This is a genomic window from Pseudomonas sp. K2I15 (genome assembly GCF_002204795.1).
Taxonomy (GTDB): Bacteria; Pseudomonadota; Gammaproteobacteria; order Pseudomonadales; family Pseudomonadaceae; genus Aquipseudomonas.
Window position 1 is genome coordinate 366,674 of sequence record NZ_NIXO01000001.1, and the last position, 26,864, is coordinate 393,537.

26 protein-coding genes are annotated in these 26,864 nt (G+C 59.4%); 16 read left to right on the plus strand and 10 right to left on the minus strand.

Annotation, left to right across the window (positions count from 1 at the left end; genetic code table 11):
• Positions 1-25 precede the first annotated feature (25 nt).
• Positions 26-1,108: a glycine cleavage system aminomethyltransferase GcvT gene (gene gcvT, locus CEC48_RS01745; protein WP_088422154.1), complete on the plus strand. Its 1,083-nt coding sequence runs from the start codon at positions 26-28 to the stop codon at positions 1,106-1,108.
• A gap of 51 nt (positions 1,109-1,159) precedes the next feature.
• Entirely contained in the window at positions 1,160-1,543 is a 384-nt protein-coding gene (gcvH, locus tag CEC48_RS01750; protein ID WP_088422155.1) for a glycine cleavage system protein GcvH, read from the plus strand.
• A 42-nt stretch (positions 1,544-1,585) separates the two neighbouring features.
• Here gcvH and CEC48_RS01755 read toward each other — a convergent pair whose 3' ends face one another.
• From CEC48_RS01755 to CEC48_RS01785, 7 genes are all read right to left on the minus strand, one after another.
• Complete coding sequence (locus tag CEC48_RS01755) at positions 1,586-2,725, minus strand: DegT/DnrJ/EryC1/StrS aminotransferase family protein (RefSeq protein WP_088422156.1); 1,140 nt, start codon at positions 2,723-2,725, stop codon at positions 1,586-1,588.
• 159 nt (positions 2,726-2,884) lie between these two features.
• The gene (locus tag CEC48_RS01760; protein WP_088422157.1) at positions 2,885-3,556 is read right to left on the minus strand and encodes an outer membrane protein; all 672 of its coding nucleotides are present in this window, start codon (positions 3,554-3,556) and stop codon (positions 2,885-2,887) included.
• Between the two features lie 160 nt (positions 3,557-3,716).
• Complete coding sequence (locus tag CEC48_RS01765; RefSeq protein WP_010167882.1) at positions 3,717-4,034, minus strand: DUF2388 domain-containing protein; 318 nt, start codon at positions 4,032-4,034, stop codon at positions 3,717-3,719.
• A 69-nt stretch (positions 4,035-4,103) separates the two neighbouring features.
• Complete coding sequence (locus CEC48_RS01770) at positions 4,104-4,550, minus strand: NfeD family protein (RefSeq protein WP_088422158.1); 447 nt, start codon at positions 4,548-4,550, stop codon at positions 4,104-4,106.
• 10 nt (positions 4,551-4,560) lie between these two features.
• Positions 4,561-5,481: an SPFH domain-containing protein gene (locus CEC48_RS01775; RefSeq protein ID WP_003213925.1), complete on the minus strand. Its 921-nt coding sequence runs from the start codon at positions 5,479-5,481 to the stop codon at positions 4,561-4,563.
• A gap of 203 nt (positions 5,482-5,684) precedes the next feature.
• Positions 5,685-7,385 (minus strand): GspE/PulE family protein, encoded by a 1,701-nt coding sequence (locus CEC48_RS01780; protein ID WP_088422159.1) that lies wholly within the window; start codon positions 7,383-7,385, stop codon positions 5,685-5,687.
• 84 nt (positions 7,386-7,469) lie between these two features.
• Positions 7,470-7,808, minus strand: coding sequence for a hypothetical protein (locus tag CEC48_RS01785; RefSeq protein WP_088422160.1), 339 nt, complete (start codon positions 7,806-7,808; stop codon positions 7,470-7,472).
• Between the two features lie 127 nt (positions 7,809-7,935).
• Between CEC48_RS01785 and CEC48_RS01790 the strand changes: the two genes are divergently transcribed.
• On the plus strand, positions 7,936-8,406 hold the full coding sequence (locus CEC48_RS01790; protein WP_010167872.1) for an Lrp/AsnC family transcriptional regulator: 471 nt from the start codon (positions 7,936-7,938) through the stop codon (positions 8,404-8,406).
• A gap of 86 nt (positions 8,407-8,492) precedes the next feature.
• Here CEC48_RS01790 and CEC48_RS01795 read toward each other — a convergent pair whose 3' ends face one another.
• Positions 8,493-9,860, minus strand: a complete 1,368-nt coding sequence (locus CEC48_RS01795; RefSeq protein ID WP_088422161.1) for an inorganic triphosphatase — start codon at positions 9,858-9,860, stop codon at positions 8,493-8,495.
• 158 nt (positions 9,861-10,018) lie between these two features.
• Here CEC48_RS01795 and argE point away from each other — a divergent pair, with 158 nt between their 5' ends.
• The 10 genes from argE (at position 10,019) to CEC48_RS01845 (ending at position 20,521) form a co-directional block, all read left to right on the plus strand.
• Positions 10,019-11,167: an acetylornithine deacetylase gene (gene argE, locus CEC48_RS01800; RefSeq protein WP_088422162.1), complete on the plus strand. Its 1,149-nt coding sequence runs from the start codon at positions 10,019-10,021 to the stop codon at positions 11,165-11,167.
• A gap of 135 nt (positions 11,168-11,302) precedes the next feature.
• Positions 11,303-12,601: an amino-acid N-acetyltransferase gene (gene argA, locus CEC48_RS01805; RefSeq protein WP_088422163.1), complete on the plus strand. Its 1,299-nt coding sequence runs from the start codon at positions 11,303-11,305 to the stop codon at positions 12,599-12,601.
• A 640-nt stretch (positions 12,602-13,241) separates the two neighbouring features.
• Positions 13,242-14,591: an OprD family porin gene (locus CEC48_RS01810; RefSeq protein ID WP_088422164.1), complete on the plus strand. Its 1,350-nt coding sequence runs from the start codon at positions 13,242-13,244 to the stop codon at positions 14,589-14,591.
• 272 nt (positions 14,592-14,863) lie between these two features.
• Positions 14,864-15,502, plus strand: coding sequence for a peroxiredoxin (locus CEC48_RS01815; RefSeq protein WP_088422165.1), 639 nt, complete (start codon positions 14,864-14,866; stop codon positions 15,500-15,502).
• 328 nt (positions 15,503-15,830) lie between these two features.
• Positions 15,831-16,424, plus strand: a complete 594-nt coding sequence (ssuE, locus tag CEC48_RS01820; RefSeq protein ID WP_088422166.1) for an NADPH-dependent FMN reductase — start codon at positions 15,831-15,833, stop codon at positions 16,422-16,424.
• 108 nt (positions 16,425-16,532) lie between these two features.
• Positions 16,533-17,501 (plus strand): sulfonate ABC transporter substrate-binding protein, encoded by a 969-nt coding sequence (locus tag CEC48_RS01825; protein ID WP_010167860.1) that lies wholly within the window; start codon positions 16,533-16,535, stop codon positions 17,499-17,501.
• Between the two features lie 25 nt (positions 17,502-17,526).
• Complete coding sequence (ssuD, locus tag CEC48_RS01830; protein WP_088422167.1) at positions 17,527-18,675, plus strand: FMNH2-dependent alkanesulfonate monooxygenase; 1,149 nt, start codon at positions 17,527-17,529, stop codon at positions 18,673-18,675.
• A 9-nt stretch (positions 18,676-18,684) separates the two neighbouring features.
• Entirely contained in the window at positions 18,685-19,473 is a 789-nt protein-coding gene (ssuC, locus tag CEC48_RS01835; protein WP_076013059.1) for an aliphatic sulfonate ABC transporter permease SsuC, read from the plus strand.
• Positions 19,470-20,276 carry an aliphatic sulfonates ABC transporter ATP-binding protein gene (ssuB, locus tag CEC48_RS01840; RefSeq protein WP_088422168.1) on the plus strand — a complete coding sequence of 269 codons (807 nt, stop codon included), beginning with the start codon at positions 19,470-19,472 and terminating at the stop codon, positions 20,274-20,276. The genes ssuC and ssuB overlap by 4 nt, the downstream gene beginning before the upstream one ends.
• A 29-nt stretch (positions 20,277-20,305) precedes the next feature.
• Complete coding sequence (locus CEC48_RS01845) at positions 20,306-20,521, plus strand: molybdopterin-binding protein (protein WP_003213899.1); 216 nt, start codon at positions 20,306-20,308, stop codon at positions 20,519-20,521.
• A 172-nt stretch (positions 20,522-20,693) separates the two neighbouring features.
• Here CEC48_RS01845 and CEC48_RS01850 read toward each other — a convergent pair whose 3' ends face one another.
• Entirely contained in the window at positions 20,694-21,332 is a 639-nt protein-coding gene (locus CEC48_RS01850; RefSeq protein ID WP_088422169.1) for a TetR/AcrR family transcriptional regulator, read from the minus strand.
• A 231-nt stretch (positions 21,333-21,563) separates the two neighbouring features.
• Positions 21,564-22,940, minus strand: coding sequence for a glutamine synthetase family protein (locus CEC48_RS01855; protein WP_003213894.1), 1,377 nt, complete (start codon positions 22,938-22,940; stop codon positions 21,564-21,566).
• A gap of 278 nt (positions 22,941-23,218) precedes the next feature.
• Between CEC48_RS01855 and CEC48_RS01860 the strand changes: the two genes are divergently transcribed.
• Genes CEC48_RS01860 through CEC48_RS01870 form a run of 3 tightly spaced genes read left to right on the plus strand, consistent with a single transcriptional unit; the run spans position 23,219 to position 26,819 of the window.
• Positions 23,219-23,998, plus strand: coding sequence for a gamma-glutamyl-gamma-aminobutyrate hydrolase family protein (locus CEC48_RS01860; RefSeq protein ID WP_088422170.1), 780 nt, complete (start codon positions 23,219-23,221; stop codon positions 23,996-23,998).
• 39 nt (positions 23,999-24,037) lie between these two features.
• On the plus strand, positions 24,038-25,396 hold the full coding sequence (locus tag CEC48_RS01865; RefSeq protein ID WP_088422171.1) for a glutamine synthetase family protein: 1,359 nt from the start codon (positions 24,038-24,040) through the stop codon (positions 25,394-25,396).
• A 58-nt stretch (positions 25,397-25,454) separates the two neighbouring features.
• On the plus strand, positions 25,455-26,819 hold the full coding sequence (locus tag CEC48_RS01870; RefSeq protein ID WP_088422172.1) for an aspartate aminotransferase family protein: 1,365 nt from the start codon (positions 25,455-25,457) through the stop codon (positions 26,817-26,819).
• Positions 26,820-26,864 lie beyond the last annotated feature (45 nt).

Sequence of the window (26,864 nt, forward strand, 5' to 3'; positions counted from 1 at the left end):
TCGCCACGCCCGGAAGGAGAAACCCATGGGACAGCGCACGCCTCTGTATGACCTGCATCTCGCCCTTGGCGCGAAAATGGTCGATTTTGGCGGTTGGGATATGCCTTTGCACTACGGCTCGCAAGTTGAGGAGCACCATCAGGTGCGACGCGACTGCGGGGTGTTTGATGTATCCCATATGACCGTGATCGATATCACAGGCCCCCAGGCCAAGGAATGGCTCCAGCATTTGCTGGCCAATGATGTTGACCGTCTGCACGACTGCGGCCGCGCGTTGTACAGCGCCATGCTCAACGAGCAGGGTGGCGTGGTGGACGACATGATCGTGTACCGCACCGAGACCGGTTACCGGCTGGTGGTCAATGCCGCCACCCGCGACCAGGACATGGCCTGGATGCAGGCGCAACTTGGCAGCTATCAGGCCCAACTTCACGAGCGGCCCGAGTTGGCCATGCTCGCGATTCAAGGCCCGCATGCCCGGCAGAAGATCGCCGAACTGGTGACCCAATCTCGCGGCACCTTGATTCATCAGCTCAAGCCCTTTGAAGGCCTGGCTGACGGCGACTGGTTTATTGCGCGCACCGGTTACACCGGTGAAGACGGCCTGGAAATTGTCCTGCCGGCCGATCAGGCCCCGGCGTTCTTCAACGATCTGGTCGGTGCAGGCATCTCGCCCATCGGCCTCGGCGCCCGCGACACGCTGCGCCTTGAAGCTGGCATGAATCTCTACGGTCAGGATATTCACCAGGACGTATCGCCCTTGGCGGCCAACATGGCCTGGAGCATCGCCTGGGAGCCGGCCGCGCGCAATTTCATCGGCCGCACGGCCCTTGAGGCCGAAAAAGCTGCGGGAGTGAAGTCCAAATTGGTCGGCCTGGTGCTGGAAGAACGCGGGGTTTTACGCGCTCATCAGGTGGTTCGTATCGCCAATGTTGGCGAAGGAGAGATCACCAGTGGTAGTTTCTCTCCTACGCTAAGCAAATCCATTGCCCTGGCGCGCGTGCCGTCGGCGACTGCTGACCGGGCCGAGGTGGAAATCCGCGGCAAGTGGTACCCGGTTCGGGTGGTAAAGCCGACCTTCGTGCGCCATGGCAAAACATTGATTTAACTTTTCCGGCGGGCCAATGGCCGCTGACATTTTTTCTTGAGGACACAGACTATGAGCGATATCCCTGCCGACCTGCGTTTTGCCGAAAGTCACGAATGGGCCCGTCTGGAAGCTGACGGCACCGTGACCGTCGGGATCTCGGACCATGCCCAGGAAGCATTGGGGGATGTGGTGTTCGTCGAGTTGACCGAAGTCGGCAACGTGTTTGAGGCGACTCAGCAGGCGGGTGTGGTTGAATCGGTGAAGGCTGCGTCGGATATCTACTCGCCAATTGCTGGCGAAGTGATCGCAGTGAACGACGCCTTGGGCGGCGAGCCAGAGTTGTTGAACTCCGACCCTTACGGCGCCTGGATCTTCAAGCTCAAGCCAAGCAACCCGGCTGACCTGGAAAAACTGCTGGACGCTGCCGGTTACAAGGCTGCCATCGGCGAGTGATCCCGCTGCGGGAGCCGGCAACCGGCTCCCGCAAAGGTTTTATCAGCGCTTCAATACCGCTTTTACCGCCGCTACCGAACGCTCTACATCCGCTTTCGTCATCGCTGTGAACATTGGCAGCGACACAATCAAACGCCCCACTTTTTCCGCTACCGGGAACATGCCTTCCTTGAATCCCTGCGCCTTGTACAAGCTCAGCAGGTGGATCGGCGGGTAGTGATAGCCAATGCCGACGCCATGGGCCTGCATCTGCTCCATGAACGTGGCGCGTGCCGGCAAACCGTCCTGGCGCTCCGGCAGTACCAGCTGGAACAGGTGCCAGTTGCTGTTTTCGAAGTCGGCCGGCGGCAATTGCGCACCGTACTGCGCTTCAAAATCACTGCCGAAGCATTCAAAATAGTGCTGCGCCAGTTCCTGGCGGTGGGCGGTGATCTTCTCGATATGGGCAAACTGACCGAGGCCGATGGCCGCTGCGATATCGGTCATGTTGAACTTGCCGCCGAGCACATCCACGTCCAGGCCGTCGAAGCCGGTACGGGTCACGCCTTGCAGGCGATATTTTTCCGCCAGGCGCGCTTCTTCAGCGTTGTTCAACACCAGGCAGCCGCCTTCGGACGAGGTGATGTTCTTGTTCGCCTGGAAGCTGAACGACACGAAATCGCCTGTGGCGCCAATCCGCTCGCCATCCCAGCTGGAACCCAGCGCCTGCGCGGCATCTTCCACGATGCGCAGGTTGTACTTGTTGGCCAGTGCGTAGAGCAGCGGCATGTCCACAGGCAGGCCGGCCAGGTACACCGGGATGATCGCCTTGGTGCGCGGCGTGATCGCGGCTTCCACCTGGGCCAGATCGATGTTGCGGGTCACCGGGTCGATATCGGCAAACACCGGTGTGGCGCCGACTTCCAGAATCACGTTGGCGGTGGCAACCCACGAAATCGGCGTGGTGATGACTTCATCCCCAGGCCCGATACCGGCGATGCGCAAGGCAATCTCCATGGTGCAGGTGCCCGAGTTGAAGGTGCGCACCGGGCGCCCGCCAAAGTATTCCGACAGCTGCGCTTCGAACGCCTGCACTTTCGGCCCGCTGGTGATCCAGCCGGAGCGCAGTACGTCGCCCACCGCCGAGATGGTGGCTTCATCAATGGTGGGCTTGGAAAAGGGCAGAAAGGGCAGTTGGCTCATGACGTTGAAGGCATCCGTTTCAGAAAGGCGATGAGAAAAAAGCATATCAATGCCGGGCATGGTTGCACGGCTCGACTGAATATAGCCTGTCATCTGTGAATGAATCGTCACCCTCTGGATAAAAATGCCGCCTCGGCAGCGGCATCCCTGAGGCTTTGGTCAGAAGGATACGCGGGCCTCAAGAAACACATTCTGTTCCTTGAGCTTTCCCTTTAGCTGCTCGTCGCGGGCGTTGATACGGTTGGCGAAGGTGTTGTAGCCGGTTTCAATCCCGCCCATGTCCACGTAACGCCAGCCAGTGCCCAGCGTAAGGGTTTCGTTGACCTTGGCATCCAGCCCCAGGCCCACGCTGTAGGCGAAATTGTATTGTCGATTGCTGGCGAAGCGACGAGTGTCATTGGTCTGATAACCCTCGGCGTCGATTTGCGCCAATCCCACTCCCGCCATCCCGTAGAATGACAGCCACTCGTTGATCGGGATGTTTTTATAACCATTGAGCATCAAGCGCTGGCTGTCGGCCCGCAGGCTGTTGACGTTGGCATTGAACGGTGCCCAATGGGATTTGAAGTTCGAGTGGCTGGGCATGGTGTATTCACCTTCCAGGCGCCAGCCCTCGGCAAAGGCGTAACCCACGGCGAATGAACCGGTGAATGTCTTGCTGCTATCGGGGGCTTCTACCCGATCGGTTACCCGTGGGCTGGTCAGTTGGGCGCTGGAGAGATTCTGGCGGGCACTGTTGAGCTTTGCCGACCCGTACCAGCCTTCTGCCTGGGCATATGGGGTGGCAATCGCGGCGAGTAACAGAGCGCAGGAGAGTTTTTGCATGGTCATCGATTCACTTGGTCTAAAGGGAATCGACAGCTTGTTGCCGGGTGTGCGGGGAGCTCGATAGGACTTTTCCTGTGCGAATTCCGAATCGCTAGTGTTGGCTGTAGGAAAGCCGGGCAAAAAAATGCCGCTCCCAAAGAGCGGCATTTTTTACGCTGCGGTATTACTCGGATGCAATGGCGTTTTTCGCCAGGATCGCGTTGGCCAGGTCCATATCCGTGGCTTTGAGGCCAGGGTTATCGGCGCGGACCTTCTGCATCGCAGCTTCCAGGTATGGACCACGGATGCTGCCGTCGCTGGCGACGAAGCTACCGGCGTCGTCTTGAGCGGCGACTACCATTTTGTGGTCCTTGAAGGTCAGGTACGTCGAGCCAGTGGTGGCACCCGATGAGATGACATTACGCCAGAAGCTGTCGGCCATGGCTGAACCGACAGGAAGGGAAAGCACAGCGAGCGTTGCGACAGCATATTTTAGACGCATGATGGGTGACTCCGACTGGGTTATCTGAACAGTTTGATTGTAGATAGCCCGGCCGAGTTCCATGGATGACTAAACAGTTTCAACCTTTAAAATGACGCCGTCCTGACCAGTGACACGTACGTGTGCCCCGACCGGTGCGTCAGGCCCGGAAGCCATCCACACGCCGTCGCCGACCTTGATCTTGCCCCGGCCTTCGATAATTGCCTGATGCACCACAAAGGTGCGCCCGATCAACTCCGAACCGCGCATGTTCAGCCCCGGCTGGTCGCTGACCTTGGCACTGCTGCGCTGGCGTCGCCACCAGTACACGGCCGTCAGGATCGATAACACCGCAAACAGCAGCAGTTGCCATTCCAGCCCCAGGCTCGGGATCAGGAACTTGATCACGCCCACGGCTGCCGCGGCGATGCCCATCCACAGCAGATAACCACCGGCACCGAACACTTCAAGGATAAGCAGCACGGTGCCCAGTGCCAGCCAGTCCCAAAACGACAGGTGCTGCAGGAATTCCCACATGGTGCGTGCCTCAGGCTTTCTTGTTGTCGAAGGTTGCCTTGACGATCTCGCCGATGCCACCGACGGCGCCAATTACCTGGCTGGCTTCCAGCGGCATCAAGATCACCTTGCTGTTGTTGGCCGAGGCCAGCTTGCCCAGTGCGTCGATGTATTTTTGGGCGACAAAGTAGTTGATGGCCTGCACGTTACCGGTGGCGATCGCCTCCGATACCACTTGAGTGGCGCGGGCTTCTGCCTCGGCCTGACGTTCACGGGCTTCGGATTCGAGGAATGCGGCCTGACGACCACCTTCAGCTTCAAGAATCTGCGCCTGCTTCTTGCCTTCGGCAGTCAGGATGGCGGAGGCGCGCAGGCCTTCGGCTTCGAGGATTTGCGCACGCTTGATCCGCTCGGCCTTCATCTGGCCGGACATGGCGGCCATCAGGTCGGCAGGCGGGCTGATGTCCTTGATCTCGATGCGGGTGATCTTGATGCCCCACGGCGCGGTGGCTTCGTCGACGGTGCGCAGCAGTTTTTCGTTGATACCGTCACGCTGGCTGAGCATCGCGTCCAGCTCCATGGAGCCGAGTACGGTACGGATGTTGGTTTGCAGCAGGTTGCGAATGGCGTGTTCGAGGTTGTTCACCTCGTAGGCGGCCTGGGCGGTATTGACCACCTGGAAGAAGCACACGGCGTCGATTTGCACGGTGGCGTTGTCGGCGGTGATGACTTCCTGGGGCGGAATATCCAGCACGCTTTCCATCACGTTGATCTTGCGACCGATGCGGTCCATCACCGGGATGATGATGTTCAGGCCCGGCTTGAGGGTGTTGGTGTAGCGGCCGAAGCGCTCGACCGTCCACTGGTAACCCTGTGGGACGACCTTGAAGCCCATGAAGAGGATGGCGACAGCCAAGCCTACAAAAAGAAGCAGTACGGTTCCGATCTGCATAACGATTCCTTGTCTGGTGATGGCATTGAAGCGAGGTTTGCCTGATTGTAACGGGCTTGCCAGAGATAAGAACGGTTTACTCCGCGCACAAACAAGGGCTGGCGTTGCTTCCCGCCGTTTGAGGCCCGCCGATGCCCTCTACGTCGCGCATTCACTCAGCCTAGGCGCCTCCTGCCTATTAAGTGTGCTGATGTTGCCGCGCATCACTGCGGCGTCACGCGCAGCACTTCCTTTATCGTGGTCAGTCCTTGCGCCACCTTTTGCGCGCCTGAAAGCCGCAAGCTGTGCATGCCGTTCTTCAGCGCCTCACGCCGCAGGGTCTGCAGGTTGGTATTCGGGCCGATCAGCGCCTTGATGCCGTCATCCATCAGCATGATTTCGTAAACCCCGGCCCGTCCCCGGTAGCCGCTTTCCCTGCATTCCGGGCAGCCAGCAGCCTGGAAGATCTGCTCGGGGCGCGAAACAGGCCCCAAGGCATTCCATTCCTCTTGCGCAGGCGCCACGGGACACTTGCAGTGCGGGCACAACAGCCGCACCAGACGCTGGGCCATCACCCCCAGCAACGTCGCATTGATCAGGTAATGGGGAATGCCCAGTTCCAGCAAGCGGCTGATAGCTCCCGGTGCGTCGTTGGTGTGCAGCGTCGACAGCACCAGGTGCCCGGTCAGGGCGGCCTGGATCGCCATTTCTGCGGTTTCCAGGTCGCGAATCTCGCCGATCATGATGATGTCCGGGTCCTGGCGCATCAGCGCGCGGATGCCGCTGGCGAAGGTCAGGTCGATATTGTGCTGGACCTGCATCTGGTTGAAGGCCGGCTCGACCATCTCGATCGGGTCTTCGACAGTGCACAGGTTGACCTCCCGGGTCGCCAGTTGTTTGAGCGTGGTGTACAGGGTGCTGGTCTTGCCCGAGCCGGTGGGGCCGGTGACCAGAATGATGCCGTTGGCTTGGCCGGTCATCGATTGCCAGCGTTGCAGGTCGTCGCAGGAGAGCCCCAGTTGCTGGAAATCCTTGTGCAGCACCTGTGGGTCGAAAATTCGCATTACCAGCTTTTCGCCGAAGGCGGTGGGCAGGGTCGACAGGCGCAGCTCCACTTCACCGCCCGTGGGGCTTTTGGTTTTCACCCGGCCGTCCTGGGGTTTGCGTTTTTCCGCCACGTTCATTCGGCCGAGGCTTTTCAGGCGGCTGACCACGGCCATCGTCACCTGGGACGGGAATTGATAGACATCATGCAGCAGCCCATCGATGCGAAAACGCACACGGCCCTGATCGCGCCCGGGTTCGATATGGATATCACTGGCCCGCTGGCCAAAGGCGTATTGCAGCAGCCAGTCGACGATATTGACGATATGCGCGTCATTGGCGTCGGGCTCCTGGTCGCTGGCGCCGAGGTTGAGCAGTTGCTCGATGTTGGGGGCGCCGGATGTTTTTTGATCAACAGCGCCGCTCACCGATTTCGCCAACCGGTAAAACTCCACGGTGCAGCGCTGAATATCCAGGGGATTGGCGACCACACGCCTGATGGAGCGTTTCAATACCTGGGCCAGGCCGGCTTCCCAGCTGCCCACGTACGGTTGGGCGCTGGCGACTGTAACGCTGTGGGCATCCACCGCAACGGCGAGGATCCTGTGCCGCTGGGCAAAGGCATAGGACATCAGCGGCACCACCGCCGCGACATCGATTTTCAACGGGTCGATACGCAGGTAGGGCTGGCCGCAGCGACGGGCGAGCCATTCGGTCAGCATTTCCAGGGACGGCCCATGGCTGGCAATGCACTCCAGGGGATGCAGCTCGCTGTTCGCCGGCAGGGTTAGATCGGCAGGCACCAGACCCTGGTCGATCAGGGCGGGCAACAATTGATGGATTTCCAGCCAGCGATCCTGGGGATTTGGCGCAACGGACATGGTGACATTCCTGGGCAACGGTTAGGCGTAGTCCTCAGGCTAGTCACCCTGTGCGTTTCGGCTTCCAGGGTTTATTGCAGGCCGTTACCGACCGGCCGCCTGCACCGCCGGAGGCCGCGCAGCATCAGCCGGGTGCAGTTCCAGCGAGCACACGCTGATCAGGTTACGAAGTTTTTCACCGATCACCTGGGCCCGATGCCAGCTCAGGCCATCCATCACGATATCGATCGCCATCAGGTCATCCTCGCGCTGCACGTTTACGTGGAGAGGAACCAGGAACTGCAGGGCAAAATAGTTGAGCACCCGGCACAACACATCGGGCTCAGCCTCGGCGAGGATTTGGTAGTGCGCCTGGCAGTGGGCATTGCTGACCGCCCAGGCATCGACGCGTGGGGCGGGGCTGGCGGCTTCGACGACGTGCATGATGATTCTCCGGATTCGACTGCAGAAATTTTTACATTCGGCGCGGGAGATTTCTTATCTAAAAAAGCCCATATTGGCTTTTAAGAGAATAAAGCAATTCGATAAATCATGTTTAACGGGTATTTCTATGCACAGTGAGTTGGACGTGTACGACCGGCGCATCCTGGCGCTGTTGCAGGAAGACGCTTCGCTTTCCAGCGCGCAGATCGCCGAACAGGTCGGCCTGTCGCAGTCGCCGTGCTGGCGGCGGATTCAGCGGCTGAAAGAGGAGGGTGTGATTCGCGGCCAGGTCACCCTGCTGGATCGCAAGAAAATCGGCCTCAACACGCAGATTTTCGCTGAGGTGAAACTCAACGCCCACGGTCGTTCCAACTTCACGGAGTTCACCGAGGCGATTCGCGGCTTTCCGGAGGTGTTGGAGTGTTATGTGCTGATGGGGGCGGTGGACTTTTTACTGAGGATCGTCACGTCGGACATCGAGGCGTATGAGCGGTTCTTCTTCGAAAAACTGTCGATGGTGCCGGGGATCCAGGAGGTCAACTCGATAGTGGCCTTGTCGGAGATCAAGTCCACTACCAGCCTGCCGGTTTTGCGCTGACAGTGACGGCGCCATCGCGGGCAAGCCCGGCTCCCACATTGGAATGCATTCCCCTGTGGGAGCCGGGCTTGCCCGCGATGGCGATCTTACAGGCGCAGTAGGGTTTTCCAGGCGCGATTTTGATAAACCGCGATCGCCTGATGCATCCGCGCATCCAGCGACTCATCGGTAATCGGCTGATTGGCCAGGTGCGCCAGCTTGTTCAGCTCGCCATACAAACGGTCCAGCTCGGCGATATCCAGCACCTGGCGCGCATGGTGCAGCCAGGCCAGGATGCGTTCGATACGCGGCAGTTGCTCGGCCAGGTCTTCCGGCTGTTGCTGGTAGCGCGGCAGTTGCAAGGCGACGGCGTCGTCGGCCAGCAGGCGCGGCAGCCAGTTGGCGATCTGTGCAGCGCCTTGGCGGTTGCCACGCACGTTGCGCTCCGCCGCCCAGGTACGGGCCAGCAGCCAGCGGGACGTGGTCAGGGAGAACAGGCCCCAGCGCACGTCTTCCAGTTCTTCGGCGAACTGTTCCGGCGCGGCTTTGCGGATGTCTTCGTCGTCGTCACCGGCCTGGACCAGCGGGCGCCAGTCTTCCAGCAAGGCGTCCAGTGCAGCGCGCAGTTCGCTGGTGGACTGGCGTGGTGCGGCCTGGCCGAGGCTGCCGAGCAGGGCACGCAACTCGCCGAGGTTTTCTACCCAGTCTTGCAGCAGGCGCCAGTGGCCATTGAAACGGTATTGCTCGGCCAGGCGCTGGCTGCTGCCCAACAGGTGCCACATGACGGCGGCGAAGGCGTCGTCCAGCGGCATTTCGGCTTGCAGCACCGGCGCCGGCAGGCTCAGGGAATAGCTGTTGGCGTCGAACAGGCGATAGCCACGCTCGGCCTTGCTGATATCGCACGGCATCAGTGCCAGGGTGGCGGCCAGCTCGGCGGCCAGTTCCAGCAGGGCGGCCGGGTCGCCTTCGCGCAGTTCCAGTTCCAGCTCGCAGATTTCTTCTTTCTGCTTGCCGGCGACCACGTGGCCCAGGTCCAGGGCGGCTTCGATCACGACTTTGGCCTTGCCGCGGCCCCAGGCGATTTCGGCGCGCTCGCGCACGAAGTCGGTGGTGAAGATCGGCTTGAGGGTCTTTTTGTCCAACTCGGCCAGTTGCTCGGGCCAGCATTCGCCGTCGAGTTTCTTCACGTCGAGCTTGGCTTTGGCCAGGTCCCAATTGTACTCATTGCGTTCCGACAAGCCGGCGACACTCTGGCCACGGGTCTTGAGGGTCTGGATCACTTCGTCGCCGTCTTTGCGCAGGCGCAGGGCCACTTTGGCCTGGGCCAGGTCGCGTTCCGGGGTGTCGAAGTACTGGTTCATCAACTCACGGCGTTCCCAGCCACTTTTGTTGCGTTTTTTCAGTAACGGGTGCTCACGTAGCGCGGCGAGGGTTTCGCGGCTGACGCGGAGCTTGATTTCGGTTTCTTTCTGCATGGCCGGAAAATCCAGGATCGGGAGCGCAGCCGGGGAAATGTGTGGCTGCCAAGGTCGTGCAGTGTACAGGACTGAGCCCGGCAACGTGCCGCAACGGTTTATTGTGTCGTGCAGATGGTTCTATGATGGGGCTCGTCCGGGAAGTTGAGAGACCGCGCATGCCTTTGCCGTCCATGAAAGAACAGTTCGCCGCGCTGATTGCCGCGCCTTCGGTCAGTTGCACCCAGGCCTCTCTCGACCAATCCAACCGCCCGGTGATCGATTTGCTCGCCACCTGGCTGGGGGACCTGGGCTTTGCCTGCGACATCCAGCAGGTCAGCCCGGGCAAATTCAATCTGTTGGCCAGTTTCGGCACCGGCCCTGGCGGCCTGGTGTTGGCAGGGCACAGTGACACCGTGCCGTACGACGGCGCGCTGTGGCAGACCGATCCGCTCAAGCTGACGGAAGTCGACGGACGCTGGGTAGGACTGGGCAGCTGTGACATGAAGGGCTTTTTCGCCCTGGTGATTGAGGCCGTGCAGCCGCTGCTGGACCAACCCTTCAAGCAGCCGCTGTTGATCCTCGCTACCTGCGATGAAGAAAGCTCCATGGCCGGCGCCCGTGCGCTGGCCGAGGCGGGCCGTCCTTTAGGCCGCGCGGCAGTGATCGGCGAGCCCACCGGCCTCAAACCCATCCGCCTGCACAAAGGCGTGATGATGGAGCGCATCGATATTCTCGGGCGCAGCGGCCATTCGTCGGATCCAAGCCTGGGCCACAGCGCCCTCGAAGCCATGCACGACGCCATCGGTGAACTGCGCGGCCTGCGCCTGGCCTGGCAGCGCGAATACCGCAACCCGCAGTTCAGCGTGCCGCAACCCACCCTGAATTTCGGCTGCATCCACGGCGGCGATAACCCCAACCGCATCTGCGGCCAATGCTCCCTGGAATTTGACCTTCGGCCCTTGCCGGGCATGGATCCCCAGGTGCTGCGCGCCGCCATCCGGCAGAAGCTTGAGCCCTTGGCCGAGCGCCATCAGGTGAAGATCGACTACGCCCCGTTGTTCCCGGAAGTACCGCCGTTCGAGCAGGCCGAGGACGCGGAGTTGGTGCGGGTGGCTGAACGACTTACCGGTCATCGCGCCGAAGCAGTAGCGTTCGGCACCGAAGCGCCTTATCTTCAGCGCCTTGGTTGCGAAACCCTGGTGCTCGGCCCTGGCGACATCGCCTGCGCCCACCAGCCTGGCGAGTACCTTGAAATGTCACGCTTGACGCCTACAGTGCGTCTATTGCGGGAACTGATTCAACATTACTGCCTGAAGCCTGCATAAATTAACCCCTGCCCATCCGTACATAGAAGGAGAGCGAGCGTGTCGCCAAGCCTGTTCCGACGATAACCAACAGCCCGCTGTGCGTTTTCATGATTCATCCTTTTTTGGCTGCTTTTTATTACAGGCCCAGGTTTTATGCCCGAATACGTCAATTGGCTTCGTCACGCTTCGCCTTACATCAATGCCCACCGCGACTGCACCTTTGTTGTGATGCTGCCGGGCGATGGTGTGGCACACCCGAACTTCGGCAATATCGTCCACGACATGGTGCTGCTCCACAGCCTGGGCGTGCGTCTGGTGTTGGTGCACGGTTCGCGCCCGCAAATTGAAACCCGCCTCGCCGCTCGCGGCCTGACCCCGGCTTACCACGAAGGCTTGCGCATCACCGATGCCGCGACGCTTGAGTGTGTGATCGATGCGGTCGGCCATCTGCGTATTGCCATCGAAGCACGGTTGTCGATGGACATGGCCTCCTCGCCGATGCAGGGCTCGCGCCTGCGGGTGGCCAGCGGCAACCTGGTGACAGCGCGCCCGATCGGCGTACTTGAAGGTGTCGACTATCACCACACCGGCGAAGTGCGCCGGGTCGACCGCAAGGGCATCAACCGCCTGCTGGACGAGCGCTCTATCGTGTTGCTGTCGCCGCTGGGTTACTCGCCCACTGGTGAAATCTTCAACCTAGCCTGCGAAGACGTCGCCACCCGTGCCGCTATCGACCTGGGCGCGGACAAGCTGCTGCTGTTCGGCGCTGACCTTGGCTTGATCGACGAACACGGCCGCCTGGTACGTGAACTGCGCCCGCAACAGGTGCCCGCGCACCTGCAACGCCTGGGCAACAACTACCAGGCCGAGTTGCTGGACGCGGCAGCCGAGGCTTGCCGTGGTGGAGTGGGGCGCAGCCATATTGTCAGTTATGCCGAAGATGGTGCCTTGCTGACCGAGCTGTTCACCCGGGACGGCGGCGGTACGCTGGTGGCCCAGGAACAGTTCGAATTGGTACGCGAAGCGGCGATTGAAGACGTCGGCGGCTTGCTGGACCTGATCAGTCCGCTGGAAGAGCAGGGGATTCTGGTGCGTCGTTCCCGGGAAGTGCTGGAGCGGGAAATCGAGCAGTTCAGCGTGGTGGAACGTGAAGGCATGATCATCGCCTGTGCGGCGCTGTATCAGATCGCCGACTCGGACGCAGGCGAGCTGGCGTGCCTGGCAGTGAACCCGGAGTACCGCCATGGTGGTCGCGGGGATGAACTGCTGGAGCGCATCGAGACCCGTGCCCGGGCTCAGGGTTTGAAGACGTTGTTCGTGCTTACTACCCGCACTGCCCATTGGTTCCGCGAGCGTGGTTTTGTGCCAAGCAGTGTCGACCGCCTACCGTCGGCGCGAGCTTCGTTATACAACTATCAGCGTAATTCGAAGATTTTCGAAAAGGCGTTATAAGCTTGACCGGGCGAGAGGGTGAACCTCTCGTCTGTCAATTCGGCGTTTTTTTCAGTTACGACTACGCTGATGGTTTTTGCGGCTGGATTTGTCGATTTGTCGATACGACTGCCATTAAAGTGACATCATTGCGCCCGATACTCTGAAACATCCCAATACCATAACCGTCATGATCGCCAGGGTAGGCTGAGTCAGCTTGATGAGACGGCAAAAAAATTTCATCAGTACAAAAACTGTAACAAATTGACGAGATGATAGGCATTTGGCCATGATGGCGTCGCGTTTTTGATCGTGAGTGACGTATGACCCTCTGGGGGAGTACAAAACGATCTAAAAAAACGCAGAGAAATACTCTTCAGGAATAATTTTATGGAGCGGTACTGCCTCATTGGCCTAACGGCCCCATGGATGGCCTTATTCCTGAATCGTATGAAAAAGGATGAAACAATTCTTTTTGGGTGTATGAAAAACTCATTACCCTGCAAGGACCAAATCAACTGTGGTTAGACGAAGGTAGTAGACACACAAGGTTACGATTGACTTGTCAGTCACTATCTGGCGCTAATCGCGCATCTGTGGATCAAGGGCGTCAGACCCGAGACCTAAGAAATACAAAAATTAGAAATGAGAGGAGCGGTACATGAAGAAGTCAACATTGGCGTTGGCCGTAGCTTTGGGGGCAATCGCCCAACAAGCAGGCGCCGCAGGTTTTATCGAAGACAGTAAGGCAACACTGGGTCTGCGTAACTTCTACATCAACACTGACAACCGTGATGGCGCGCCAGGCACAACCACCCGTAGCAAGAACGCTGAATGGGGCCAAGGCTTCGACCTGCGTTTCATCTCGGGTTTCACCCAAGGTACTGTTCAGTTTGGTGTTGACGCAATTGGCCTGTACGGCATGCGTCTGGATTCCAGCCGCGCAGATCACGGTAACTACAGCGGCACCGCTTCGGGCGGCACTGTATTCCCAAGTGACGGCAACAAAGCGGTTGATGACTACGCTAGCCTGGGTCTGACCGGCAAGGTCAAAATTTCCCAGACCGTGCTGAAGATCGGCACCCTGCAGCCAAACAACCCGGTTATCAAAACCAACGATGGTCGTCTGCTGCCGCAGACCTTCCAGGGCGGCGAAATCGTTTCGAACGATATCAAGGACCTGACCCTGACTGCTGGTCAGATCGAGCACGGCAAGGGCCGTAACTCCAGCAACAACGAAGGTTTGTCCATCGCTGGTGCCAACGGCAGCTCGAACTATGACGCCGGTAACTTCGTCAACAAGTTCTACTACGCCGGTGCTGACTACAAAATCACCAAAGACCTGACCGCCTCGTACTACTACGGCGAGCTGAAGGACTTCTACGCTCAGAACTTCCTGGGTCTGGTGCACAACTGGGCTATCGGCCCGGGCGTCCTGAAAAGCGACCTGCGTTACTACCGCAGCCGTGACAACGGTGCAAACGGTGATACCGCTGGTTACTACACCACCGGTTACTACTCGGATCACACAACCAACGCTACCAAGGTCAAGGGCAAGGTCGACAACGACCTGTACAGCTACCTGGCGCTGTACTCGGTTGCTGGTCACACCTTCGGTGGCGGTTACCAGTACACCAAGGGCGACAGCGACTTCCCATGGTTGAACCAAGGTGATGGCTCGTCGAACAGCACCACTACCGACATGCAAATCCAGAAGTTTGCCCGTGCTGGCGAACGTACCTGGCAAGCTCGCTACGCCTATGACTTCGCCAAGGTTGGCGTACCTGGCCTGACCGCCGGTGTTGTTTACCTCAAAGGTAGCAACATCCAGACCACCACCGGCGACAAAACCGAGTGGGAACGTGATATCACTCTGGCATACGTCGTTCCACAAGGCCCGCTGAAAAACCTCGGTGTTGCCTGGAAAAACGCTATGTGGCGTACCGACGTGGCTACCCGCGACCAGGACGAAAACCGTCTGATCGTCAGCTACTCGATCCCGCTGTTGTAAGAGCGTAAAACCTTGCCCGGCGCAATGCCGGGCAGGGTGCTTTACTGTTCAAGTCGGGCTCAACCCCCGCAAGCCCTTCCTGAATCCCCTCTTTGTACAGCGTCTCAAGGCCTTCTCGAGCCTTGAAGAGATGGTGCGCTTCGCCCGTTCGACTTTCCAATGAATAGATTTTTAATATTCCTTTATCGTCTAGATAAGTCGATATTTATTCTTTTTAAATAATCCCCAACACAGGCACAGTGGTTCCATAAGCACTCATCAGGAGCCACACCATGAGCCTCAGACTGGGCGACATCGCCCCCGACTTTGAACAGGATTCCAGCGCCGGCAAGATTCGTTTCCACGAGTGGCTGGGCGATAGCTGGGGCGTGCTGTTTTCTCACCCGGCGGACTTCACCCCGGTGTGCACCACAGAGCTGGGTTTTACCGCCAAGCTGAAAGACGAATTTGCCAAGCGTGGCGTCAAGGCCATTGCCCTGTCGGTCGACCCGGTGGACTCGCACCACAAGTGGATCGAAGACATCAACGAAACCCAGAACACCCTCGTCAACTTCCCGATCCTGGCCGACGCTGACCGCAAAGTCTCCGACCTGTACGACCTGATTCACCCGAACGCCAGCGACACCCTCACCGTGCGTTCGTTGTTCGTGATTGATCCGAACAAAAAGATTCGCCTGACTATTACCTACCCGGCCAGCACCGGCCGCAACTTCCACGAAATCCTGCGGGTGATCGACTCGCTGCAGCTGACCGACAGCCACAAAGTCGCCACCCCGGCCAACTGGCAGGACGGTGACGAAGTGGTGATCGTGCCGTCGCTCAAGGACGAGGAAGAGATCAAGAAACGCTTTCCGAAGGGTTACCGGGCGGTGAAGCCGTACCTGCGACTCACTCCCCAACCGAATCGCTGACACTGAACCAAATGTGGGAGCGGGCTTGCTCGCGAAAGCGGTGTGTCATTCAAAGATGCGTCAGCTGACAGTCCGCATTCGCGAGCAAGCCCGCACACACATTTTGACCGAGTTTCAAGCTGCAAACCGTCTCACAAAGCAGGGGTTTTAAGGCCGTTTCGACGGCCTTTTTTTATGACTGGTGTTTAGTGAATGACATATGCATTTAAAGAATAAACAAATGAAAAAATAAGATTTATAGATATATAAATTGGCTGATATGGTCTGTCCCATCTTGGCGCCATCGCCACATAGCGAACCGCCGACACTTTCCAAAGGAATTTCCTACATGCTGGTCGTAACACTTGGTGGTAGCCCCAGCCAACGTTCCCGGTCCGGGGTCTTGCTGGATCACAGCCGCAACTGGTTGCAGCAACAAGGCGTGGAAGTGGTGAGTTATCAGATACGGGACTTCCCGGCCGAAGACTTGCTGCACGCACGGTTCGACAGCCCGAAGATCATCGACCTGCTGGAGCAAGTGGCGAATGCCGATGGCCTGGTGATCGCCACGCCGGTGTACAAGGCCTCGTTTTCCGGCGCCCTGAAAACCGTCCTCGACCTGCTGCCCGAACGCGCCCTGGCCCACAAAATCGTATTGCCGATGGCCACCGGCGGCAGCATCGCTCACATGCTGGCGGTGGACTACGCGCTGAAGCCGGTGCTGTCGGCCCTGAAAGCCCAGGAATTGCTCCACGGGATTTTCGCCGAAGACAGCCAGATCGCTTACGGCGAAGGCAGTGCTCAGGCGCAACTGGTGCCGGTGCTGGAACAACGTTTGAGCGAGGCCCTGGAGACGTTCTACAGCGCCATGGCCCGCCGCCCGAAACCCCTTGATCCCCATGTGTTGAATGAACGTTTGTTGAGTGCTCGCTGGAGCATTTAAGCCTCACCCAGCTTTACCTGAATTCAACAAGTAGTACTCACCTTACTCAGCCGCCAACGGCCAAGCAGGTGCAGCCAACCCCCTAATCGTATATGTGGAGAGAGCGCCATGCGCACTGTCATCTTGCGTCGTGGTCTGGTCGCACTGTTTGCTGCGGCTGTGTCCTTCGGCGCCATTGTTCAAGCTCAAGCCGCCGAGACCCTGCGGATCGGCTATCAAAAGTACGGCACGCTGGTGCTGCTCAAGGCCAAGGGCTCGCTGGAAAAGCGCCTGGCGGAGCAGGGCGTGCAGGTGCAATGGACTGAGTTTCCCGGCGGCCCGCAGTTGCTGGAAGGATTGAACGTCGGCTCCATCGACTTCGGCGTCACCGGCGAAACCCCGCCCGTGTTCGCCCAGGCCGCCGGTGCCGATCTGCTTTACGTCGCCTACGAGCCACCGGCACCGACCAGTGAAGCGATCCTGGTGCCGAAAGATTCGCCGATCAAATCGGTGCAAGACCTCAAGGGCAAGAAAGTCGTCCTCAATAAAGGCTCCAATGTGCACTACCTGCTGGTACGTGCCCTGGAAGATGCCGGCCTGAAATACACCGACGTGCAGACCGTGTTCCTGCCGCCCGCCGACGCCCGCGCCGCGTTCGAGCGTGGCAGCGTCGATGCCTGGGTGATCTGGGACCCGTACCAGGCCGCCGCCGAGAAACAGCTGCAAGCCCGCACCCTGCGTGACGGCACTGGCATCGCCGACAACCATCAGTTCTACCTGGCCACCAAGCCCTACGCCGAAAAGCACCCTGAAGTGATCAAGGCATTGGTGGAAGAAGTACGCGCCGTGGGCGAATGGTCCAAGGCCAACCCGGAGCAGGTCACCGAACAAGTCGCACCGCTGCTGGGCCTGCCCGCCGACATCACCCTGACCTCGGTGAAACGCCAGGGCTACGGCGCGCTGTTCCTGACGCCTGAAGTGGTCGCCGCGCAGCAGAAGATTGCCGACAGCTTCTACCAACTCAAATTGATCCCCAAACCCTTGAACATCAAGGACGTGATCTGGACGCCGCCCGCCGCCGTTGCCAAAGCGCCGTAATCCGATTTCTTCAGGAGACAACTCCATGAGCCTCAATATTTTCTGGTTCCTGCCTACCCACGGCGACGGCCATTACCTTGGCACCGCCGAAGGCGCTCGCGCCGTTGATCACGGTTACTTGCAGCAAGTGGCCCAGGCGGCAGACCGCCTTGGTTTCGGCGGGGTGCTGATCCCCACCGGTCGCTCCTGCGAAGATTCGTGGCTGGTAGCGGCGTCGCTGATCCCGGTGACCCAACGCTTGAAATTCCTTGTCGCGCTGCGCCCCGGGATCATTTCCCCGACGGTGGCTGCGCGTCAGGCGGCAACCCTGGATCGTTTGTCCGGTGGCCGGGCGTTGTTCAACCTGGTAACCGGTGGCGACCCGGAAGAATTGGCCGGCGACGGTTTGTTCCTGACCCATGAAGAGCGTTATCAGGCGTCTGTGGAATTCACCCGCATCTGGCGCCGCGTGCTGGAAGGCGAAACCGTCGATTACGATGGCCAGCACATCAGTGTCAAAGGCGCCAAATTGCTCTACCCACCGATCCAGCAACCGCGTCCGCCGCTGTATTTCGGTGGCTCCTCCGAAGCGGCCCAGGACCTGGCAGCCGAACAAGTGGAAATGGTCCTGACCTGGGGCGAGCCGCCGGCCGCAGTGGCGGAAAAGATCGCACAGGTTCGCGCCAAGGCCGCCAAGCTCGGGCGTACCTTGCGCTTCGGCATTCGCCTGCATGTGATCGTGCGTGAAACCAACGCCGAAGCCTGGCAGGCCGCCGACAAACTGATCTCCCACGTGGACGATGAAACCATCGCCCGCGCCCAGGCCTCGTTGTCGCGTTTTGATTCCGTAGGCCAGCAACGCATGGCCGCCTTGCACGGCGGCAGCCGCGACAACCTGGAAGTCAGCCCCAACCTGTGGGCAGGTGTAGGCCTGGTACGTGGCGGCGCCGGCACCGCCTTGGTAGGCGATGGCCCAACCGTGGCGGCGCGAGTGAAGGAATACGCCGACCTTGGCATCGATACCTTTATCTTCTCCGGTTATCCACACCTGGAAGAGTCGTATCGCGTGGCTGAGTTGCTGTTCCCGCACCTGGATATCGAACGTCCCGAGCTGCCCAAAGGCGCCGGTTACGTCAGCCCGTTCGGCGAAATGGTCGCCAACGACATTCTTCCCAAAGCTGCGTCCCAGAGCTGAGGCGTCGCCATGAACCTTGAAAAATTAAGTCATCGATTGGCGCCTTGGGCGCTGCCGATTCTGTTGCTGGCGGTATGGCAGTTGTCTGTGTCGGCCGGTTGGTTGTCGACGCGCATTCTGCCGGCGCCCAGCGCTGTGATCGAGGCGGGTGTCAGCCTGGTCCGCAGCGGCGAAATCTGGACCCATCTGGCCATTAGTGGCTGGCGTGCGGGCCTGGGCTTTGTGATCGGCGGCAGCATCGGCCTGGCCCTGGGCTTTATCACCGGCCTGTCGACCTGGGGTGAACGCCTGCTGGACAGCTCGGTGCAGATGATCCGCAACGTGCCGCACCTGGCGCTGATCCCACTGGTGATCCTGTGGTTCGGCATTGATGAGACGGCGAAGATATTCCTGGTCGCCCTCGGCACGCTGTTCCCGATCTACCTCAATACTTACCACGGCATCCGCAACGTCGACCCGGCGCTGGTGGAGATGGCCCGCAGTTATGGCCTGTCCGGTTTCAGCCTGTTTCGCCAGGTGATCTTGCCGGGCGCCTTGCCTTCGATTCTTGTCGGCGTGCGCTTTGCGTTGGGCTTTATGTGGCTGACGCTGATCGTTGCAGAAACCATCTCTGCCAGTTCCGGCATTGGCTACCTGGCGATGAACGCCCGGGAGTTCCTGCAAACCGACGTGGTGGTATTGGCGATCGTGCTGTACGCCGTGCTCGGCAAGCTGGCAGACCTGGCGGCGCGTGGCCTGGAACGCGTCTGGCTGCGCTGGCACCCGGCTTATCAAGTGAATAAAGGAGGTGCGGCATGACCGCTCAACAACCTCCACGCCTGCTGCAGGGCATTCCCCTGGCAGTGCGCAAGTTGCGCAAGTCTTTTGGCTCGCGGGAAGTGCTGAAGGAAATCGACCTGCATATTCCGGCCGGTCAGTTTGTTGCGGTCGTGGGCCGTAGTGGCTGCGGCAAAAGCACCTTGCTGCGTCTGCTGGCCGGGCTGGACAAAGCCAGTGGCGGCGAGTTGCTCGCCGGTTCAGCGCCGCTGAGTGATGCGATTGAAGACACACGGTTGATGTTCCAGGAAGCGCGCCTGCTGCCGTGGAAAAAGATCATCGACAACGTGGGCCTGGGTCTCAAGGGCAACTGGCGCCCCAAGGCATTGGAAGCGTTGGAAGCGGTCGGCCTGGCCGAGCGCGCCAATGAGTGGCCTGCGGCGTTGTCCGGTGGCCAGAAGCAACGCGTGGCCCTGGCCCGCGCCCTGATCCACCAACCACGCCTGTTGCTACTGGACGAGCCGCTGGGGGCCCTGGATGCCCTGACCCGGATCGAGATGCAGCAACTGATCGAGAACCTCTGGCGCAAACACGGCTTTACCGTGTTGCTGGTGACCCACGACGTCAGCGAAGCCGTGGCCATTGCCGACCGGGTGATCCTGATCGAAGAAGGCGAAATCGGCCTCGACCTGCACGTGGAACTCCCACGCCCGCGGGTGCGTGGCTCCCACCGCCTGGCGGCGCTGGAAACCGAAGTGCTTAACCGTGTGTTGTCGCTGCCCGGCACGCCGCCGGAACCCGAACCTGTTTCACCGCTGCCTACGCAATTGCGTTGGGCTCAATAACTCACTTGTCTTACACAGGAAGAACGACCATGACTATTAAAGCCATCAACGTGCGTAACCAGTTCAAAGGCACCATCAAGGAAATCGTCGAAGGCGACGTACTGTCGGAAATCGACGTGCAGACCGCGTCCGGCATCGTGACCTCGGTGATTACCACTCGCTCGGTCAAAGAGCTGGAGCTGGTGATTGGCAGTGAAGTGATTGCCTTCGTTAAATCCACCGAGGTGTCGATCGCCAAGTTGTGATCGATGTTTCCCACAAAACCCCGAAGGTGAAAGCCTGTCGGGGTTTTCGTCGTTCTTGAGATCGCTTTCGCGAGCAAGCCTGCTCCCACATTCGACCGAGTTCTACCGTTGGAATGCAGTCGAATGTGGGAGCGGGCTTGCTCGCGAAGAGGCCGACACAGGCAACAAAAAATTAGAGCGAAGCCACCCGCTTGGGTAAAAACGCCGGCAAATAAAGCCCCACATACGCATCAAACACCCGCATGCCTTCCTCGGCCATACGCGGGGTGATCTGTCCGTACTGATGCACCGAGCGCGCATAGACGCGGTCGCTCAGCTCCAGGGCCAGGGCAAACACGTCGACATCGGCAGGCAGGCTCGGCACTTCGAAGTGCCGGTTGAACACTTCATACATCAGGTTTCCCAGCTCCAGGTCATGCTGGCGGTCGGCCTGTGTCACTTCGGTCAACCCGTGCTGGGCGAGAATCAATTGCCGGGCGGCGGCGTCGTTGCTGTAGATAGTGAGCATGCGCTGCTCCACCACGCCCGACAGGTCGCGCCAGTGCTTGAGTGACTCGTGGTCGATGGGTGCTTGAATGGCCGCGCGAAAGGCTGCATGCACATCGGCGGTCAATGCTTCGAGCAAAGCCGGCACGCTGGCGAAGAAGTGGTACACCGATGACGGCGGAATCTGCGCCCGTTCGGCCACGCTGTAGATCGACAGGCTGGCCACGCCTTCGGCGGCCAGCAAGGTGCGGGCGGCATCGAGGATCGCGTCGATCCGGGCCCGGCTGCGGGCGCGGGGTTTGCGAGGGGCGGCGGGGCGATTCATTGAAGTCTCCTACAGGGCAGCGGGCATTGTATGAGCAGGAAGGTGTGTTGTCTGCCAAGCCGCCTTCGCGAGCAAGCCCGCTCCCACATTCAACTGCATTCCCCCTGTTGGAACCCGGTCAAATGTGGGAGCGGGCTTGCTCGCGAAGAGGCCAGATCGGTCTCCCGGAAGAGCCCATAAAAAAACGCCGCAGGCCAAAAGCCAGCGGCGTTCCTTTAATCAAGCAACCGCTTACACGGTATGCAGGTACCAGTTGTACTCAAGGTCGGAGATGGAGTGTTCAAACTCTTCCAGCTCACTTTCCTTACAGGCGACGAAGATATCGATGTATTTAGGATCGATGTACTTGGCCATCACCTCGCTGTCGTCCAACTCGCGCAGGGCATCACGCAGGTTGTTCGGCAGGCTCTGTTCGTTCTGCTCGTAGCTGTTGCCTTCCACCGGTGCGCCAGGCTCGATCTTGTTGGTCAGGCCGTGATGCACGCCTGCCAGAACCGAAGCCATCAGCAGGTAAGGGTTGGCGTCGGCGCCGGCCACACGGTGTTCGATACGTACGGCGTCGGACGAGCCGGTCGGTACGCGAATCGCCACGGTGCGGTTGTCCAGGCCCCAGCACGGCGAGTTCGGCACGTAGAACTGTGCGCCGAAACGGCGGTAGGAGTTGACGTTAGGGCACAGGAACGCCATTTGGGCGGGTAGGGTCTCCAGCACACCGCCGATCGCGTGACGCAATGCGGCGTTCTGCTCGGGATCCTCGCTGGCAAAGATGTTCTTGCCGTCCTTGTCCAGGATCGAAATGTGCACGTGTAAGCCGTTGCCTGCCTGGCCTGGGTAAGGCTTGGCCATGAAGGTGGTGTCCATCTCATGGTCGTAGGCAATGTTCTTGATCAGACGCTTGAGCAGTACCGCGTAGTCGCAGGCCTTTATAGGGTCGGCAACGTGGTGCAGGTTCACTTCGAACTGCGCCGGGGCACTTTCCTTGACGATGGCGTCGGCAGGGATGCCTTGCTCTTTTGCACCTTCCAGAATGTCCTGGAGGCAGTCGACGTATTCGTCGAGGTCGTCGATCAGGTAGACCTGTGTCGAGTGCGGGCGTTTGCCGGAGATCGGCGAGCGGGGCGGTTGTGGCCGGCCATTCACGTTCTCCTGGTCAATCAGGTAGAACTCAAGCTCAAATGCGGCGCAGATGGTCAGACCGAGGTCGTCAAATTTGCTTACAACTTGGCGGAGTACTTCGCGAGGATCGGCGAAGAAAGGTTCACCTTCGAGTTCGTGCATGGTCATCAACAATTGCGCGGTTGGGCGCTTTTGCCACGGCTCGTTGCACAGGGTGTCGGGGATTGGATAACAGATTCGGTCAGCATCACCGATGTCCAGGCCCAGGCCGGTGCTTTCCACCGTTGAGCCATTGATATCCAGGGCAAATAGAGAGGCAGGCAGGTTAATGCCCTTCTCGTAAACCTTGTGGAGGCTGGTGCGTTCGATGCGCTTGCCGCGCACCACACCATTCATATCCGCAATTAGAAGGTCTACGTACAGAACCTCAGGATGATCCTTAAGGAACGCGTTCGCTTCGTTAAGCTGAACGGCACGCGGGGGTACCGACATGATGCAACACCTTTGTTGTTAAAAATATCAATCATTGATCTCTTCGGGTTTCAGTCAACCCGAACGGCATGCCGAAGTCAAGCGAGGCCTTTTTTGCCCTAAAAAAGCGCCCTGAGGGCTTTTTTGGGGCTTTTTGGGGCAATTTTTTGGGTTTGGGGCGCTTGGAACCAGCACGTTTGAGCGGGCCGTGTTGTATTTTTTACGGGGGTGTTGTGTAAAAAAATGAACAAGGCTAAGCTCGATTCAAACCCATAACAGCAATAATACCGGGGTGCTTCATGTCTCGCCTGCCGTTAATCGGCGTCACCGCCTGCTCCAAACAGGTCGGTCTGCATGCTTATCACATCAGTGGCGACAAATACGTCCGTGCAGTGGCCACCGCTGCCAAGGGCTTGCCATTGATTATTCCGTCCCTGGCGGATTTGCTCGACCCGGCCAATATTCTTGACGGCCTGGACGGCATTCTTTTTACCGGCTCACCTTCCAACATCGAACCCTTTCACTATGACGGTCCGGCCAGCGCGCCCGGGACCGCTCATGATTCTGCACGGGACCAAACCACCCTGCCGCTGCTGCGTGCCGCCCTTTTGGCAGGCGTTCCGGTGCTGGGGATTTGCCGTGGCTTCCAGGAAATGAACGTGGCATTTGGCGGCAGCCTGCACCAGAAGGTTCACGAAGTGCCGGGCATGATGGATCACCGCGAAGATGACACCCAGCCGCTGGAAATCCAGTACGGGCCGGCACATCCGGTAACCATCTCCCCGAATGGGGTATTGGCAAGCCTGGGCTTGCCGCACACGATCCAGGTCAACTCGATTCATTCACAGGGCATTGATCGCCTGGCGGCCGGTTTTCAGGTCGAGGCAACCGCGCCGGATGGCCTGATCGAAGGCTTTTCAGTGCCCGCGGGCAAGGCTTTTGCTTTAGGAGTGCAATGGCACCCCGAATGGCAGGTAAGCTCTAACCCGCACTACCTCGCGATCTTCCAGGCATTTGGCAATGCCTGTCGAAAGCGGGTGATGCAACGCGACGCGGATGCTGCGTCAACTTACGCCTGACCTTTAATGGATGTCAGGAAACACAGCCCAGAGGCATTTATGAGTAACAACCTCGACCAGCTCACCGATTGGTTGAAAGACCACAAGATCACAGAAGTCGAATGCATGATTGGCGACCTCACCGGCATCACCCGGGGCAAGATCTCGCCGACCAACAAGTTCATCGCCGAAAAAGGCATGCGCCTGCCCGAGAGCGTTCTATTACAGACCGTGACCGGCGACTATGTCGAAGACGACATCTATTACGAATTGCTCGACCCGGCCGACATCGACATGATCTGCCGCCCGGACGAGAACGCGGTATTCCTGGTGCCCTGGGCCATAGAGCCTACCGCCCAGGTGATCCACGACACCTACGACAAGCAAGGCAACCCGATCGAGCTGTCGCCGCGTAACGTGCTCAAGAAAGTCCTCAAGCTCTACGCCGATAAAGGCTGGCAGCCTATCGTGGCGCCGGAGATGGAGTTCTACCTGACCAAACGCTGCGAAGACCCGGACTTCCCGCTGCAACCGCCGATTGGCCGTTCTGGTCGCCCGGAAACCGGTCGCCAGTCCTTCTCTATAGAAGCGGCCAACGAATTCGACCCGTTGTTCGAAGACGTCTACGACTGGTGCGAGCTGCAGGAACTGGACCTCGACACGCTGATCCATGAAGACGGCACGGCGCAGATGGAAATCAACTTCCGTCACGGCGACGCGTTGTCCCTGGCCGACCAGATCCTGGTGTTCAAACGCACCATGCGCGAAGCGGCGCTCAAGCACAACGTGGCGGCCACCTTTATGGCCAAGCCCATGACCGGCGAGCCCGGCAGCGCGATGCACCTGCACCAGAGCATCATCGACATCGCCACCGGCAAGAACGTTTTCTCCAATGAAGACGGGAGCAAGAGCGAGCTGTTCCTGCACCACATCGGCGGCCTGCAGAAATTCATCCCCGAACTGTTGCCGCTGTTCGCGCCTAACGTCAATTCGTTCCGCCGCTTCCTGCCTGATACGTCGGCGCCGGTAAACGTGGAGTGGGGCGAAGAAAACCGCACGGTTGGCCTGCGGGTTCCGGATGCCGGCCCACAAAACCGCCGGGTGGAAAACCGTCTGCCGGGCGCCGACGCCAACCCGTACCTGGCGATTGCCGCCAGCTTATTGTGTGGCTACATCGGCATGGTCGAAGGCATCAGCCCAAGCGCGCCGGTGGTTGGCCGTGGTTACGAGCGACGCAACCTGCGCCTGCCGCTGACCATCGAAGACGCCCTGGAACGCATGGAAAACAGCAAGACCATCGAGAAATACCTGGGTAAGAAATTCATCACAGGCTACGTCGCGGTCAAGCGGGCCGAGCATGAAAACTTCAAGCGCGTGATCAGTTCGTGGGAGCGGGAATTCCTGCTCTTCGCCGTCTGATGCGCCGGGCGCGCCCTTCAAACGGCGCGTCCTCACCTGAAACATCTAGGAGATTGGTATGTCCAGCAACAACCCGCAAACCCGTGAATGGCAAGCTTTGAGCAGCGATCACCACCTGGCGCCGTTCAGCGACTTCAAGCAATTGAAAGAGAAAGGCCCACGGATCATCACCAAAGCCCACGGCGTTTACCTGTGGGACAGCGAAGGCAACAAGATTCTCGACGGCATGGCCGGCCTGTGGTGCGTAGCGATCGGTTACGGTCGTGATGAACTGGCTGACGCCGCCGCCAAGCAGATGAAAGAGCTGCCTTACTACAACCTGTTCTTCCAGACCGCCCACCCGCCGGTGCTGGAACTGGCCAAAGCCATCTCCGATATCGCCCCACAAGGCATGAACCACGTGTTCTTCACCGGTTCCGGCTCCGAAGGCAACGACACCATGCTGCGTATGGTCCGCCACTATTGGGCGATCAAAGGCCAGCCGAACAAGAAAACCATCATCAGCCGCAAGAATGGCTACCACGGTTCCACCGTAGCCGGCGCGAGCCTGGGCGGCATGACCTATATGCATGAACAGGGCGACTTGCCGATCCCGGGTATCGTCCACATCGCCCAGCCGTACTGGTTCGGCGAAGGCGGCGACATGAGCCCGGAAGAATTCGGCGTGTGGGCGGCCAACCAGCTGGAAGAGAAGATTCTGGAGCTGGGCGTGGACAACGTCGGTGCCTTTATTGCCGAGCCGATCCAGGGTGCCGGTGGCGTGATCGTTCCGCCCGCCAGCTACTGGCCGCGCATCAAGGAAATCCTCGCCAAGTACGACATCCTGTTCGTGGCCGATGAAGTGATCTGCGGCTTTGGCCGTACCGGTGAGTGGTTCGGTAGCGATTTCTACGACCTCAAGCCCGACATGATGACCATCGCCAAGGGCCTGACCTCGGGCTACATCCCGATGGGCGGCCTGATCGTGCGCGACGAAGTGGTCGCCGTGCTGAATGAAGGCGGCGATTTCAACCACGGCTTCACCTATTCCGGTCACCCGGTTGCGGCGGCGGTAGCCCTGGAAAACATCCGCATCATGCGCGATGAACAAATTGTTAAGCGCGTTCATGACGAAACGGCACCCTATTTGCAAAAGCGTCTGAGGGAGCTGGCTGATCACCCGTTGGTGGGTGAAGTTCGCGGTGTGGGCATGCTCGGTGCAATCGAGCTGGTGAAAGACAAGGCAACGCGCAAGCGTTACGAAGGTCGTGGCGTTGGCATGATCTGCCGCACGTTCTGCTTCGAGAATGGCCTGATCATGCGCGCCGTGGGCGACACCATGATCATTTCGCCACCGCTGGTGATCAGCAAGGCCGAGATTGACGAGTTGGTGACCAAGGCGCGGCATTGCCTGGACCTGACTTTGGCGGCTTTGCAGGGCTAAGTGCTAGGCTCAGTGCGCAGTGCCTTTTGGGTGCTGCGTCTGGGA

Bases quoted from the DNA above. Each gene is read 5' to 3' on its own strand.
- gcvT (WP_088422154.1), top strand. From the start codon at position 26: ATGGGACAGCGCACGCCTCTGTATGACCTGCATCTCGCCCTTGGCGCG.
- gcvH (WP_088422155.1), top strand. From the start codon at position 1,160: ATGAGCGATATCCCTGCCGACCTGCGTTTTGCCGAAAGTCACGAATGG.
- CEC48_RS01755 (WP_088422156.1), bottom strand. From the start codon at position 2,725: ATGAGCCAACTGCCCTTTCTGCCCTTTTCCAAGCCCACCATTGATGAA.
- CEC48_RS01760 (WP_088422157.1), bottom strand. From the start codon at position 3,556: ATGACCATGCAAAAACTCTCCTGCGCTCTGTTACTCGCCGCGATTGCC.
- CEC48_RS01765 (WP_010167882.1), bottom strand. From the start codon at position 4,034: ATGCGTCTAAAATATGCTGTCGCAACGCTCGCTGTGCTTTCCCTTCCT.
- CEC48_RS01770 (WP_088422158.1), bottom strand. From the start codon at position 4,550: ATGTGGGAATTCCTGCAGCACCTGTCGTTTTGGGACTGGCTGGCACTG.
- CEC48_RS01775 (WP_003213925.1), bottom strand. From the start codon at position 5,481: ATGCAGATCGGAACCGTACTGCTTCTTTTTGTAGGCTTGGCTGTCGCC.
- CEC48_RS01780 (WP_088422159.1), bottom strand. From the start codon at position 7,385: ATGTCCGTTGCGCCAAATCCCCAGGATCGCTGGCTGGAAATCCATCAA.
- CEC48_RS01785 (WP_088422160.1), bottom strand. From the start codon at position 7,808: ATGCACGTCGTCGAAGCCGCCAGCCCCGCCCCACGCGTCGATGCCTGG.
- CEC48_RS01790 (WP_010167872.1), top strand. From the start codon at position 7,936: ATGCACAGTGAGTTGGACGTGTACGACCGGCGCATCCTGGCGCTGTTG.
- CEC48_RS01795 (WP_088422161.1), bottom strand. From the start codon at position 9,860: ATGCAGAAAGAAACCGAAATCAAGCTCCGCGTCAGCCGCGAAACCCTC.
- argE (WP_088422162.1), top strand. From the start codon at position 10,019: ATGCCTTTGCCGTCCATGAAAGAACAGTTCGCCGCGCTGATTGCCGCG.
- argA (WP_088422163.1), top strand. From the start codon at position 11,303: ATGCCCGAATACGTCAATTGGCTTCGTCACGCTTCGCCTTACATCAAT.
- CEC48_RS01810 (WP_088422164.1), top strand. From the start codon at position 13,242: ATGAAGAAGTCAACATTGGCGTTGGCCGTAGCTTTGGGGGCAATCGCC.
- CEC48_RS01815 (WP_088422165.1), top strand. From the start codon at position 14,864: ATGAGCCTCAGACTGGGCGACATCGCCCCCGACTTTGAACAGGATTCC.
- ssuE (WP_088422166.1), top strand. From the start codon at position 15,831: ATGCTGGTCGTAACACTTGGTGGTAGCCCCAGCCAACGTTCCCGGTCC.
- CEC48_RS01825 (WP_010167860.1), top strand. From the start codon at position 16,533: ATGCGCACTGTCATCTTGCGTCGTGGTCTGGTCGCACTGTTTGCTGCG.
- ssuD (WP_088422167.1), top strand. From the start codon at position 17,527: ATGAGCCTCAATATTTTCTGGTTCCTGCCTACCCACGGCGACGGCCAT.
- ssuC (WP_076013059.1), top strand. From the start codon at position 18,685: ATGAACCTTGAAAAATTAAGTCATCGATTGGCGCCTTGGGCGCTGCCG.
- ssuB (WP_088422168.1), top strand. From the start codon at position 19,470: ATGACCGCTCAACAACCTCCACGCCTGCTGCAGGGCATTCCCCTGGCA.
- CEC48_RS01845 (WP_003213899.1), top strand. From the start codon at position 20,306: ATGACTATTAAAGCCATCAACGTGCGTAACCAGTTCAAAGGCACCATC.
- CEC48_RS01850 (WP_088422169.1), bottom strand. From the start codon at position 21,332: ATGAATCGCCCCGCCGCCCCTCGCAAACCCCGCGCCCGCAGCCGGGCC.
- CEC48_RS01855 (WP_003213894.1), bottom strand. From the start codon at position 22,940: ATGTCGGTACCCCCGCGTGCCGTTCAGCTTAACGAAGCGAACGCGTTC.
- CEC48_RS01860 (WP_088422170.1), top strand. From the start codon at position 23,219: ATGTCTCGCCTGCCGTTAATCGGCGTCACCGCCTGCTCCAAACAGGTC.
- CEC48_RS01865 (WP_088422171.1), top strand. From the start codon at position 24,038: ATGAGTAACAACCTCGACCAGCTCACCGATTGGTTGAAAGACCACAAG.
- CEC48_RS01870 (WP_088422172.1), top strand. From the start codon at position 25,455: ATGTCCAGCAACAACCCGCAAACCCGTGAATGGCAAGCTTTGAGCAGC.